The organism is Hymenobacter defluvii (genome assembly GCF_017589435.1).
Classification (GTDB): Bacteria; Bacteroidota; Bacteroidia; order Cytophagales; family Hymenobacteraceae; genus Hymenobacter; species Hymenobacter profundi.
Genome location: NZ_JAGETX010000001.1, coordinates 374,705 through 388,547, shown reverse-complemented (window position 1 = coordinate 388,547; position 13,843 = coordinate 374,705). Strand labels below are relative to the sequence as shown.

Here is a 13,843-nt window from a genome sequence, read left to right as displayed (position 1 = left end):
TTTAGCTAGGCTGCACTACCTCTGGTTGCGGTATCAGGCTATTCTTTCGCGATGAAACTTACCGGTGATAACCAGCAGGGACTGTACCGTCCGGAATTCGAACACGACTCCTGCGGCACGGGCTTTATAACGGCCATTGACGGACAAAAATCCCATCAAACCATCTCCGATGCCCTCACCATGCTCGAGAACATGGAGCACCGCGGCGCCTGTGGCTGCGACTCCGACTCAGGCGATGGGGCGGGCATTTTGTTCCAGCTTCCGCACGAGTTTTTGCTCGATGAATGCATTGACCAGGCCGTGCGCCTACCCGAGCCGGGCCAGTATGGGGTAGGCATGCTGTTCCTACCCAAGCGCATTGCCACCTACGCCGCCTGCAAAACTATTATTACAGAAGTAGCTGCCCAATTGGGCGTGCCGGTGCTGGGTTCTCGCAAAGTGCCCGTTAACCCAACCGGTATTGGCGAAACGGCGCTTTCGGCCGAGCCGCACGTGGAGCAGGTGTTCTTCGGGCGCCCCTCCAGCCTGGCTACCGACGACGATTATGAGCGCAAGCTCTACGTGCTGCGCCGCGCCATCAACAAGCGCGTGAACGAGACGGTGGATTTGGGCAACGAGGCGTTTTACTTCACTTCGCTCTCTTGCCGCGTCATTGTATATAAAGGCCAGCTCACTACCTACCAGGTACGCTCCTACTACCCCGATTTGTCGGATGCGCGGGTGGTATCGGCGTTTGGCATGGTGCATTCGCGCTTCTCTACCAACACCTTCCCGAGCTGGAAGCTGGCCCAGCCCTTCCGGATGCTGGCCCACAACGGCGAAATTAACACCCTAATCGGCAACCTGAACTGGTTTTACGCCGGCTTGCGGTCTATTTCCTCAGCTTATTTCACGCCGGAGGAAATGGAATTGCTGTTGCCCGTCATCGACAACAACCAGTCGGACTCGGCTTGCCTGGATAACATCATTGAGATTCTGCTGCACTCGGGCCGCTCCCTACCCCAGGTAATGACCATGCTGGTGCCCGAAGCCTGGGATGGCAACGAGCAGATGGACGCGCTGAAAAAAGCGTACTACGAGTTCAACGCTACCCTGATGGCGCCCTGGGACGGCCCCGCCGCCCTCACCTTCACCGACGGCCACATCATCGGCTCGATGTTGGACCGCAACGGCCTGCGCCCCCTGCGCTACACCATCACCAACGACAACCGCATTATTGTGGCCTCCGAGGCTGGCGTGCTGGATATTCCGGCGCACACTGTTGTACGCAAGGGCCGCTTGCAGCCGGGCAAGATGCTGCTGGTGGATATTGAAGCCGGCCGCATCATCACCGACGAGGAAATCAAGCACCACATTGCCAGCCGGCAACCCTACGGGCAGTGGCTGGAGAACTATAAAATCCGGCTGGAGGAGCTGCCCGAGCCGCGTCTGGCTTTCACTGGCCTCAATGCGGAGGCCGTGTTCAAGTACCACCAGGTATTCGGGTACAGCCGGGAAGATATCGACACGCTCATCAAGCCCATGGCCCTGGAAGCCAAGGAGCCCATTGGCTCGATGGGTACCGATGTGCCGCTGGCGGTGCTGTCGGACCGGCCGCAACACCTGAGCAGCTACTTCAAGCAGTTCTTCGCGCAGGTAACCAACCCGCCCATCGACCCCATTCGGGAGCGGTTGGTGATGAGCCTGGCGACCTTCATGGGTAACAACGGCAACATCCTGGACGAGGACAAGATGCACTGCCACTGCGTGGCCCTGCAACAGCCGGTGCTCACCAACACCGAACTGGAAAAGCTGCGCAGTATTGATACGGGCATGTTCAATGCTAAAACCCTGCAAACCTACTTCCGCGCCGACGGCAAGCCCGGTTCCCTGGAGGCTGGTTTGGCCCGCTTGTGCCGCTACGCCGAGGATGCGGTGGAAGATGGTTTTGAAGTACTGATTCTGTCTGACCGCGCCCTGGACTCGGAGCACGCCGCTATTCCGTCGCTGCTGGCCGTGTCGGCCGTGCACCACCACCTGATTCGGAAGGGTTACCGCGGGGCCGTGGGCCTAGTAGTGGAAGCCGGCGACGTGTGGGAAGTGCACCACTTTGCCTGTTTGCTGGCTTTCGGCGCCACGGCCATCAACCCCTACCTGGCGCTGGCTACCATCAAGACCATGCAGGCCGCGGGGCAGTTTGAGACGAAGCTGGACGCACCGGCGCTGGTCAAAAACTACATCAAGGCGGTGTGCGATGGCCTGCTCAAGATCTTCTCCAAGATGGGCATTTCTACCCTGCAATCGTACCACGGCGCGCAGGTGTTCGAGATTCTGGGCCTCAACCAGGAGGTAGTGGACCGCTACTTCTGCGGCGCCGTGACGCGCATCGGTGGCCTGGGCCTCGATGAAATTGCCCGCGAAACCCTGTATAAGCACCACCATGGCTTCCACGACAACTCGCCCGAGCAGGTACGCCTGCTACCCGAGGGCGGCCTCTACCAGTGGAAGCGCCGGGGCGAGGCGCACTTGTTCAACCCCCAAACGGTGCACCTGCTGCAATACGCCACCCGCACCGACGATTACAAAACGTACCAGAAGTACGCCCGTCTCATCAACGAGCAAACCGAAAAGGCCTTCACCATTCGGGGCTTGCTGCATTTTGCCAAGCACCGCAACGGTGTGCCGCTGAGCGAGGTAGAGCCGGCTGAGAGCATCATGCACCGCTTTGCTACCGGCGCCATGTCGTTTGGCTCGATTTCGCACGAGGCGCACAGCACCCTGGCCATTGCCATGAACCGCATTGGCGGCAAAAGCAACACCGGCGAGGGCGGCGAGGACCCCATGCGCTACGAAAAAATGGCCAACGGCGACTCCATGCGCTCGGCCATCAAGCAGATTGCCTCGGCCCGCTTCGGCGTGACGGCGCACTACCTCACCAACGCCGACGAGTTGCAAATCAAGATGGCGCAGGGTGCCAAGCCCGGCGAGGGCGGCCAGCTGCCCGGCCACAAGGTAGACGAGTGGATTGCCAAGACGCGTCACTCCACGCCGGGGGTAGGGCTGATTTCGCCCCCGCCCCACCACGACATCTATTCTATTGAGGACCTGGCTCAGCTGATCTTCGACCTGAAGAACGCCAACCGCGCCGCCCGCATCAACGTGAAGCTAGTGAGCAAGGCGGGCGTGGGTACCATTGCGGCCGGGGTAGCCAAGGCCCACGCCGACGCCATCCTAATTGCCGGCTACGACGGCGGCACGGGCGCCTCGCCCATCAGCTCTATCAAGCACGCCGGCCTACCTTGGGAGCTGGGTCTGGCCGAAGCCCACCAGACCCTGGTGCGCAACCGCCTCCGCAGCCGCGTGGTGCTGCAAGCCGACGGCCAGGTGAAAACCGGCCGCGACCTGGCCGTGGCAGCCCTATTGGGCGCTGAGGAATGGGGCGTGGCCACGGCCGCCCTCATTGCCGGTGGCTGCGTGATGATGCGCAAGTGCCACCTCAACACCTGCCCCGTGGGCATTGCCACCCAAGACCCCGAGCTGCGCAAGCTGTTCACCGGCCAGGCCGACCACATCGTGAACCTGTTCCGGTTTATGACCGAGGAGCTGCGCGAGATTATGGCCGAGCTGGGCTTCCGCACGGTGAATGAGATGATTGGCAAGGTGCAGTACCTGAAAGTGCGCGACGACATCGACCACTGGAAAGCCCGCACTATCGACCTATCGGGCATGTTGCAGCTGGTGCTGAACCCCGGCGGCGGCACTCTCTACAACAGCGAAACTCAAGACCACGGCCTCGACAATATCCTGGATTGGCAGCTGCTGGAGCACTCCCAATCAGCCCTAGAAGAGCGCGAGCCGGTGTTTGCGACCTTCCCGGTCAAGAACACCGACCGCACCCTGGGCACGCTGCTTTCCAACGAAATCACCAAGCGCTACCACGCCGCCGGCCTCCCCGACAACACCATCAACTACAAGTTTACCGGCTCGGCCGGGCAGAGCTTCGGGGCGTTCTGCGTGAAGGGCCTGGCGTTTGAACTGGAAGGCGAGGCCAACGACTACGTGGGCAAAGGCCTGAGCGGTGCCCAGCTCACCATCTACCCCGACAAGAACAGCGGCTTTGTGCCGGAGCAGAACATCCTGATCGGCAATGTGGCGCTGTACGGCGCTACCAGCGGCGAGCTGTTTGTGCGCGGGCAGGCTGGCGAGCGGTTTGCCGTGCGCAACTCCGGCGCCACCGCCGTGGTGGAAGGGGTAGGCGACCACGGCTGTGAGTATATGACCGGTGGCCGCGCCCTTATTTTGGGCAAAACTGGCCGCAACTTCGCGGCCGGCATGAGCGGCGGCATTGCCTGGGTGTACGACGAAGACGGCACTTTCTCCGACAACTGCAACATGGAAATGGTGGAGTTGGAAGGCCTCGACACCGAGGATGAGGACCACATCCAGACGCTGCTGCGCAAGCACCAGCACCTCACTGGCAGCCAGCTGGCGGCCTACCTGCTGGGCAACTGGCAGGAAGCCGCCGGCAAGTTCCGCAAGGTGTTCCCTGTGGAGTATAAGAAGGTGCTGAAAATGGCCAAGTACGAGCCCGCGCGGTAGGGGCGCCTTGCAGGCGCCCCTACCGCGCGGGTGTTCACCCCACCCCCCGGCCCCCTCCCCTCCGGGAGAGGGGGAGCTAGCCGACGAAATATTATATAGTGAATGGTAAATGCTCGTTGAGCAGCATTCAATACAATACTTAAGTACTCAGAAAGCCCTATCGCCTGGCACCCCCACTCCCGGAGGGGAGGGGGCCGGGGGGTGGGGTGAACACCAGCACGACCCATGTCCCACATCACCGGTTTCAAAGAGTTTCCCCGCGTTCTACCCCCCAAAGTGGCTCCGACTGAGCGCGTGCGCCACTACCAGGAGTTTATTGGGATGTACTCGGAGGCGGAGCTGAACCACCAGGCGGCGCGCTGCATGGACTGCGGCATTCCGTTCTGTCACTCGGGCTGCCCGCTGGGCAACATCATCCCCGAGTTCAACGACGCCGTGTACCAGCAGGATTGGCAGGAGGCCTACCGCATTCTGGCTTCCACCAACAACTTCCCCGAGTTTACGGGCCGCATTTGTCCCGCGCCCTGCGAGTCGGCGTGCGTACTGAGCATCCATAGCCAGCCGGTTGCTATCGAGGAAATCGAAAAGCACATCATTGAAATTGCCTTCGAGAAAGGCTTTGTGCAGCCTACGGCTCCTTTGCTGAAAACCGGCCGGACGGTGGCTGTGGTAGGCTCGGGGCCGGCGGGGCTGGCGGCAGCAGCGCAACTGGTGAAGGCCGGCCACAGCGTGACCGTATTCGAGCGCGACGACCGACCCGGTGGGCTCCTACGCTACGGCATTCCCGATTTCAAGCTGGAAAAATGGGTGATTGACCGCCGCATTGAGTTGCTGGAGAAGGATGGTGTAGTATTCCAGTGCAACACGGAGGTAGGTAAGGATATTTCGGCTGATGAATTGATGAATTCCTTCGACGCCGTGGTGCTGGCCGGGGGCGCTACCATCCCGCGCGACCTCACCATTCCGGGCCGCGACTTGCACGGTATCCACTTCGCCATGGACTACCTCAACCAGCAAAACAAGCGCGTAAGCCAGCCCGACTGGGCCCACGACCCCATCCTAGCCACCGACCAAGATGTGGTCGTAATTGGTGGCGGCGACACCGGCTCCGACTGTGTGGGCACGGCCAACCGCCAGGGCGCCCGCTCGGTGCGGCAGTTTGCTATGATGATGGAGCCACCCACCGAGCGCACCAAGCACATGCCTTGGCCTACCTACCCCTTGCTACTGAGCACTACTAGCTCGCACGAAGAAGGCTGCGAGCGGCATTGGGGTGTGAACACCAAGGCCTTTTTGGGCGATATGCAAGGCAACCTGCGCGCCCTGTTGGTCACAGACATCACCTGGGAAACCGACGAGCGGGGCAAGCGCATCAAGTTCGAGGAAATTGCTGGCTCGGAGCGCGAAATTCCGGCCCAGCTGGCCTTCCTGGCTATCGGCTACCTGCATCCGCGGCACGATGGCTTGCTGGCGGACCTGAAGGTGGAGCTGGATGAGCGCGGCCATGTGCAGGCCACTGAGCGCGACTACCGCACCAACGTAGACAAAGTGTTTGTGGCCGGTGATGCGCGCCGGGGCCAGTCGTTGGTGGTATGGGCTATTTCGGAAGGGAGGGAAGCTGCCCGTCAGGTAGATCTGTTCCTGACCGGCAAGACGGCCCTACCCAGCAAGGACGCAGTAGGCATGTTTGCTTAAAATTATTTCCCGCCGAGGTTCGCGGAGGCAAAACGTAGAGGTTCGCAGTGTTCTAACGATAGTCGTCGTTGAACTCTGCGAACCTCTGCGTTTTGCCTCCGCGAACCTCGGCGGGAAATTTTCTACCCCAACTTTCCGTTCTTGTCAGCATGAAACGTTTGCTGTTCCTGCTGCTGCTGCTGCTGCCTACCCTCGCCTACCCCCAGAAACTGCGCCGCTTGGTCACGTACCAAGACTCGACTAAGACGAGAGTGCGCGAGGTGTACTCGGCCATTGTGGCCGGCGACACCGTGATGGAAGGCCCCTACAAGCGCTTCTACCGCTCGGGTGCGCTGGAAGCTCAAACCAGCTACCGCGCCGGTAAGGCCGATAGCGCCTATGTGGAGTTTTTTCCGGATGGCAAAAAGCGAGTAGAAGTGACCTTTCGGCAGGGCGAGCGGCAGGGCCCGTTCAAGACGTTCTATAACTCGGGCCAGGTGGCCCAGGAGGGCACCTACACCAACGACCAGCCCACCGGCACGCTGCGCTACTACCATCCGGATGGTAAAATCAAGATGGAAACCACCCTAGCTAACGGGCAGCCGGCGGGTACCGTGCGGGAGTTGTATCCGTCGGGCAAGGTGCGGTCCGAAATCACCTACGCCAACGGGCAGCCTAATGGACCCTCCAAAACCTACTACGAAAACGGCCAGCTACAAAGCGAGTCGATGTACCGGGGCGGCTTGCTCACGGGCTCCTACAAAACCTACTACCCCAACGGCCAGGTAGAAACCGAGGTGCAGGCCGATGCTAAAGGCAAGGGCACCTACCGCAGCTACTACCCTTCCGGCAAGCTCCGCACCGAGGGCAGCTATGCCGCGGCTACCCTCCAGCAACGAGCCGTATCGAACCCATTGGGCGACAACAGCACCAAAGCCCCCACGGCCAACCTGGGCGGCACCAGCAACCTCGATGGTCCCGCCAAATCGTACTACGAGAGCGGAGCTGTAAAAAGCACGATGACCTATAAGAACGGCACGCTGGTAGGCACCCAAAAGGATTTCTACGAGTCGGGGAAAGTGGAACAGGAAATCGAGTACAGCAACCAGGCCCGCGACCGGAAGCTAACCACTTACTACCCAAATGGCGCCCTGAAGGCCGAGCAACAGTTCAAAAACAACCAACCGGCCGGCACGTGGCGCACGTTTTTCCCCGATGGCAAGCAGCCCCATTTTGTAGACCCCTACCAAAACGGCAAGCTGGTAGGCGAACGGCTGGAATACTTCGAGAACGGCACCGTGCAAAGCCGCGTGACGTATGAAAACGGCCGCCCAACCGGCCTGAAGCAAGAGTTTTACCCATCGGGCAAGCTTAAGAGCGAAACCAACTACGCCAAAGGCCTGAAAGTCGGTCCCTACCGCCAGTTACGCGAGGATGGTACTTTAGAGGAAGCAGGCGCCTTCCGCAACGGCAAGCAAACCGGCGTGTGGACGTATTACAAAGCCGATGGCAAAGCGGTACAGGAAAAGAAAACCTTCCGCAACGGGCAGGTAGTAGCACCGGGAGCCAAATAGCCAATTTATTCCGTCCCGAAGCGAAGGAGCATAAAAGAGGGAGTGAAAGGGAGCAGGCTAACTGATCCTTTTCACTCCCTCTTTTATGCTTCCTTGGCTTCGTGTAAAATTCTTTAGTTAAAGTATATCAACTAAATAGCTATTCACAGGCAACCGTGCTGTGAAACCTCGCATCTACCATATCAAATACCATTTCTTCCGGTACATATATAGAAAAATGAAAATAAATTTACCTAGTACCTTGCGTTGCATAGTACCTTATACTACCTTTGAATCACTAACCTAAGATACCTGCTGTGGCGCCCGATTCTCTACCGGCGTCGCCCGCCACGGCCACCGGACACCGCCCCGCCAAACGGGTTGGGCTGCTGACTACGCTCTAAGAAAATTATATTCTTCTAAGTCGAAGTCTTTGTGTTTCGGGTCGTGGAGCTGCTTGTAAGCAGCCTCTCTCCTGCGTGTGTACTTACTCTGGTGGCAATGCCCCTCCCCCCTCTGACGGAACCGCGGCCGTTGGGCTGGCCTCGCATTGCCGGATTTTTCATCCAACTCACCACTCCGATGAACTCCTTCCTGACTTTTCGCCGGGCACTGCGGTGCCTGGGGCTCCTCGTAATGCTCTTTCCGCTGACCGCCTGGGCCCAAACTGCTGGCACGATAACCGGCACGCTACTCGATGCCGCCAACAACCAGCCCCTACCCTTCACGACCGTAGTGCTTCTGCAAGCGCGGGACAGCAGCCAAGTAGCCACCGGCACGCAAACCGCTGAAAATGGCACCTTTACCTTAGAGCCCGTGCAGCCTGGCTCCTACCTGTTGCGTACCTCGGCAGTGGGCTACGGCACCCTGCGCCGGGCGGTTACCATCACGGCGGCCACGCCTACCGTGCGTCTGGGCACATTGCGGCTGGCTTCCACGACCACCAAGCTAGGCGAAGTGACTGTGACGGGTGAACGGGCTGCTGTGGTGGATAACCTTGATAAGAAGGTGATTAACGTGGACAAGGACCTAAACAGCGCCGGCGGTACGGCCGTGGACGTGCTGCAAAATGTGCCCTCCGTGGCCGTGGACCAAAACGGGCAGGCTACCCTGCGCGGCGCCGACGTGGCCATCTACCTCGATGGCAAGCCGGCTCCATCCAACTTCCGGCTGGAGCAGTTGCCAGCCAGCCGCATCGAGAACGTGGAGGTTATTACCAACCCCTCGGCGCGCTACCCCGCGGCCGGTGCGGGTGGGGTCATCAACATCACGCTTAAAAAGCAGCAGAAAGACGGCTGGAATGGCCAGGCGGCCGGTATTCTGGGCACGCGGGAAAAGTATAACCTGTCGCTGAGCGCCAACCGCAAGCTGGGTAAGCTTAACTTCTTCGGCAGCTACGATGCCAACGACAACCACTACCGGGGCGAATCGGATCTGCGCCAGGCGGCTACGGTAGAAGGTCTTACCACGCGCACCGACCAGAACGGCCGCAGCCTGCGCCACCAGCAATACCACGGCGGCCGCTTCGGGATAGACTACGACCTCACAAAAGACCAGAAAATCACGGTTTCGGCCGATCTGAGCCAGAGCCGGGGTTCTTCGCGGGAAAATCTGAATACTATCCTCACCCGCGGCACCGATGCCCCGCTGGCCCTGCGCAACCTGGGCTACTCCAACGAAAAGCAGCACCAATCGGTGTACTCGGTGGACTACCGCCGCACCTGGGCCGAGCACAAAGGCCGCGAGCTGACCGCCAACGTTAGCCTCGTAGATGTAGGCGTAGATGTGCAGGTAGGGCAGCGCGTGCTGGATGGCCCCGCCTCCTACCCCCGCCAGGAACGCCGGCAGCTGTATGGCGTAGGCATCAACGTCCTGCAAGGTCAAGCCGACTACGTGCACCCGCTAGGCGAGAAAGGCCGCCTGGATGTGGGCCTGCGTAACGAGTCGTGGTGGTCGGATGGCACAACGGACTACCTTCTGCAAGCTGGTGAAAACGAAGCCTTTGTTCGACTTGATAATCAGTCGTTTGCTTACCGCTACCAGCAGCACGTGCAGGCCGGTTACGCCACCGCCCAGCAGGAATTTGGCAAGTGGAGCCTGCAAGGCGGGCTGCGGGCCGAGCACACTACCCTAGATGGGCGCGTACTACCCAACACCGGTCAGTTCACCCAGCGCTACCTCAATCTGTTCCCCACGGCTACCTTGGTGCGCACCCTACCCGGCGACCAGCGCCTGCAACTCAGCTACTCACGCCGCCTCAACCGGCCCAACTTCATGCAAGTGTTGGCCCTACCCATCTACAACGACCAGCGCAACTACCGCATCGGCAACCCCGTGCTGCGGCCCGAGTTCATCAACTCGGTGGAGCTGGGCCACCAAGCCACCTGGAAGCAGACCTCGCTGACGACCACACTGTTCTGGCGCCAGACCACAGATGCCATCCAGGCCATCCGCGCCATCGACACGGCGGCTACCCGCCTCAGTGGCCAACCCGATTTCATCACCCGCACCAGCTACCAGAACTTCGGCCAAACCAACAACTACGGCCTGGAAATGTCGCTGAATCAGCCCCTTGCAAAGTGGTGGAAAATCACGGCCAGCGGCTCGGTGTACCGCAATGAGGTGACCAGCTTCCTAGGCGACGGCCGCAACCGCAGCACCGTAACAGGCACGGCTCGCCTGATGAACAGCTTCACGCCCACCAAACAGCTTGATGTGCAGCTTACTGCTAATTATCGGGCGCCGCAACTCACGGCCCAGGGCCGCTTGGCTGCTTTCCACGGCATTGATGTGGCCCTGCGCCAGCGCCTGTTTGAAGACCGCGCCGCCCTTACCCTGCGGGTAAGCGACATCTTCAACACCCGTCGCAACTACACCCAACTGTATTCTGACGGCCTGGAATCCAACTTCCGCACCAAGTACGAAACGCGCGTGGGCTACCTCGGCTTCACTTGGTTCTTCGGCAACAGCAAGCCCTCCAAGAAAATCGACCAGGGGCCACAGGGCGGTGGCGGCGGTTTCGGTGGCTAAGGCTGATGAGTTGATGGGTTGATTATTGATGTGTTGGTGAGTTGATGTATCTGTGTCATCCTGAGCATTCCGCGCATCAAGCGGCGACGAAGGACCTTATCTTGTAAGAACGACTGGCGTACCAACGACTCGTTCAACTGGCATAAGGTCCTTCGTCGCCGCTTGATGCGCGGAATGCTCAGGATGACATAGGCACATCATCACACAAGCACATCAGCTTATCACCTCATCACCCCATGCCGCTTGCTGCCCTGGTTTTATTGGTGCTCACCGGCACGCTGGTGCCCATCAACCGGAAATTCCGCGAAACACCCGGCGGTATTCCGGTTTTTGTGGTATCCAACGGCCTGCATACTGATATAGTAGTGCCCACCCAGGAGGCGCGCACGGACCTCGACTGGCGGCCGCTGCTCACCGCGCCAAGCCAGCCGGCACGGCCGGCAGCCTACCCTTTCGTGGCATTTGGGTGGGGCAACGCCGGCTTTTACCGCAGTTCCCGTGGCGGGCACACACCGGGCGTGGGCACTACCCTGCGGGCCGCCCTACCCTCGCCTACCTTGCTGCACGTGAGTTGGTGTGCCGGACCACCGCAGCCCAGTACCCGCGTGGCAGCGTTGCGCATTTCGGCCGCGCAGTATGAGGCCCTGGCGGCTACCATCCGGGCCTCGTTTCAGGCTGATTCTGTGGGGCGCTTTGTGCCGGCCGTTATGCTTGGCTACACCGCTCAGGACCAGTTTTTTGAGGCACGCGGGCGCTACCATGTACTGCGCACTTGCAACGACTGGACGAACCGCATATTGCGGCGCGCTGGCCTGCGCGCTGCCCTTAAAGCGCCGCTAGCCGGTTCTGTACTTTACCAAGTACAACACGTTCCTAAAACAAGGAACCATTAAAGCACTTGAATAATAGTATGTTAGTTTTTATGCCGGTTTATCGGATTATTTTGATGAAAACTGATAATTTTCGATAAAAAGCTACTTTTACGTGCACTTTATATGAATCTAGCCGTTTAAGTATCATTATTCTCACTGCTCTTGCATTCGGGGTAGTAACGAATCGATCCAAATTACGATGCTGCATATTCACCGCGACCCACTGCCCGACCGCTTCCTGCTGATTCCGGCTTCCGATTCTTCGGAGTCGGCGGAGTTGGATTTATCACGGTCGTTGCACCGGGCTTCGCGTAGCGACAAACCCTCTATTTGGCTCGACTGTAGTCTGATTACGGATCAGCTTTCGGAAGATGCTGTGGACATTCTGTTGGCCTACTCTTTCATGCTACGCCAGCAAGGCCGGCAGTTGGTACTTTGCCACGCCAATGAGGCTATCCAGGCCGAATTTGCCCGACACGACGAGGCCTCCCAGCCCAGCATTGTCTCCACCCTCCTCGATCAGCCCGACACGGAATCCGGGCAGGTCCATCACATCAGCTTGTAGCCCCAGACATCGGTCTGCCGGTCGGGTTTGTGTACCTTCGCGGCTTCATTCACTTTAATGGATTAAAAGGGAAGAGTTGAAAATTAAGAATTAGCTAACTGGCCTATAGCCGGCTTTTTTAATTCTTAACTTTTGATTCTTAAGTTTTAATTGAATCAGATGAAACCCAGCATACCGCAAGGTACCCGCGACTTTGGACCGGCCGTAGTGGTCCGCCGCAACTATATTTTTGGCATCATTCGCCGCACGTTCGAGAAGTTTGGCTATGCTCCGCTCGAAACCCCTACCCTCGAAAACCTGTCGGTGCTGACGGGTAAGTACGGCGAGGAAGGCGACCAGCTGTTGTTTAAGGTGCTCAACTCGGGCAACTTCCTGAAAAAGCAGAAGGGCGATGTGGTGAAAGAGGAAGTGACGCCCGACGACTTGCTCGCTGGTGCCAAACAGGTGCTACCCAAAATCGCGGAGAAAGGCCTGCGCTACGACCTGACGGTGCCGTTTGCCCGCTACGTGGTGATGAACCGAGGCACGCTCACGTTCCCCTTTAAACGCTACCAGATCCAGCCCGTGTGGCGCGCTGACCGCCCCCAGCGCGGGCGCTACCGCGAGTTCTATCAGTGCGATGCCGACGTGGTGGGCACCGATTCGCTGCTCTGTGAGGCGGAGATTGTGCTGATGATGTGTGAGGTACTGAACGGTCTGGGCCTGACAGACTTCACCATCAAAATCAACCACCGTCGGGTGCTGAGCGCTATTTACCAGGCGCTGGGCGACGAGGGCACCGAAACGGCCCTGTTCACGGCCATCGACAAGCTCGACAAAATTGGGCAGGAAGGCGTAGAGAAAGAGCTGCGTGAGAAAGGCTTCAGTGACGACGCGCTAGGCCGGTTGTTTGCGTTACTGGGCGTAGAGGGCACTTTTGGCGAGAAGCTGGAGCGCTTGCAGGCCGCTTTCGTTACGGCTGGGGTAGCCCCCGAAAACGAAGAGGGCTACAAAGGCCTGGAGGATCTGGCACGTGTGCAGGAGCTGCTGCAAGGCTTTGGCTTCGCGCAGTTCGACCACCTGGATTTCGACGTAACGCTGGCCCGCGGCCTGAGCTACTACACGGGCTGCATCTTCGAAATAAAGATCAACAACGTGAACATGGGCAGCGTGTCGGGCGGCGGGCGCTACGACAACCTGACCGGGGCCTTTGGCCTGCCGGGCGTATCGGGGGTAGGGTTTTCCTTTGGCGTCGACCGGCTCTACGATTGTCTCGACGAGCTGCAACTTTTCCCCACCGACGCCACCACTACCACGCGCTGCCTGCTGGTTAATTTCGACGCCGAGAGCGAAACCGCCGTGCTCCCCGTGCTGCGCCAGTTGCGCGACGCTGGTATTGCCAGCGAGCTGTACCCGGAGGCCGGTAAATTGAAAAAGCAGTTTCAATACGCCGACCAGAAAGGTATTCCCTATGTGCTGCTGCAAGGCTCGGAGGAACGGGCGGCTGGGCAGTTCAAGCTGAAAACCATGCGTACCGGTGAAGAACGGACTGTTTCGCTGACTGATGCACTCGCGGAGCTAACAAAGTAAGA

7 protein-coding genes are annotated in these 13,843 nt (G+C 59.3%); all 7 read left to right on the top strand.

What is annotated here, in order from left to right:
• Nucleotides 1-51 precede the first annotated feature (51 nt).
• Nucleotides 52-4,578, top strand: a complete 4,527-nt coding sequence (gltB, locus tag J4D97_RS01520) for a glutamate synthase large subunit (protein ID WP_208306072.1) — start codon at nucleotides 52-54, stop codon at nucleotides 4,576-4,578.
• A gap of 225 nt (nucleotides 4,579-4,803) precedes the next feature.
• Nucleotides 4,804-6,273 carry a glutamate synthase subunit beta gene (locus J4D97_RS01515; RefSeq protein WP_208306071.1) on the top strand — a complete coding sequence of 490 codons (1,470 nt, stop codon included), beginning with the start codon at nucleotides 4,804-4,806 and terminating at the stop codon, nucleotides 6,271-6,273.
• Between the two features lie 149 nt (nucleotides 6,274-6,422).
• The gene (locus J4D97_RS01510; RefSeq protein WP_208306070.1) at nucleotides 6,423-7,826 is read left to right on the top strand and encodes a toxin-antitoxin system YwqK family antitoxin; all 1,404 of its coding nucleotides are present in this window, start codon (nucleotides 6,423-6,425) and stop codon (nucleotides 7,824-7,826) included.
• A gap of 480 nt (nucleotides 7,827-8,306) precedes the next feature.
• Nucleotides 8,307-10,835, top strand: a complete 2,529-nt coding sequence (locus J4D97_RS01505; protein WP_208306069.1) for a TonB-dependent receptor domain-containing protein — start codon at nucleotides 8,307-8,309, stop codon at nucleotides 10,833-10,835.
• 236 nt (nucleotides 10,836-11,071) lie between these two features.
• On the top strand, nucleotides 11,072-11,728 hold the full coding sequence (locus J4D97_RS01500; protein WP_208306068.1) for a TIGR02117 family protein: 657 nt from the start codon (nucleotides 11,072-11,074) through the stop codon (nucleotides 11,726-11,728).
• A 178-nt stretch (nucleotides 11,729-11,906) separates the two neighbouring features.
• Complete coding sequence (locus J4D97_RS01495; protein WP_185283247.1) at nucleotides 11,907-12,272, top strand: hypothetical protein; 366 nt, start codon at nucleotides 11,907-11,909, stop codon at nucleotides 12,270-12,272.
• A gap of 150 nt (nucleotides 12,273-12,422) precedes the next feature.
• Entirely contained in the window at nucleotides 12,423-13,841 is a 1,419-nt protein-coding gene (hisS, locus tag J4D97_RS01490; RefSeq protein WP_208306067.1) for a histidine--tRNA ligase, read from the top strand.
• Nucleotides 13,842-13,843: the final 2 nt, after the last annotated feature.

Excerpts from the sequence above, each read along its gene's own strand:
- gltB (WP_208306072.1), top strand. The coding sequence starts at position 52 with ATGAAACTTACCGGTGATAACCAGCAGGGACTGTACCGTCCGGAATTC.
- J4D97_RS01515 (WP_208306071.1), top strand. The coding sequence starts at position 4,804 with ATGTCCCACATCACCGGTTTCAAAGAGTTTCCCCGCGTTCTACCCCCC.
- J4D97_RS01510 (WP_208306070.1), top strand. The coding sequence starts at position 6,423 with ATGAAACGTTTGCTGTTCCTGCTGCTGCTGCTGCTGCCTACCCTCGCC.
- J4D97_RS01505 (WP_208306069.1), top strand. The coding sequence starts at position 8,307 with ATGCCCCTCCCCCCTCTGACGGAACCGCGGCCGTTGGGCTGGCCTCGC.
- J4D97_RS01500 (WP_208306068.1), top strand. The coding sequence starts at position 11,072 with ATGCCGCTTGCTGCCCTGGTTTTATTGGTGCTCACCGGCACGCTGGTG.
- J4D97_RS01495 (WP_185283247.1), top strand. The coding sequence starts at position 11,907 with ATGCTGCATATTCACCGCGACCCACTGCCCGACCGCTTCCTGCTGATT.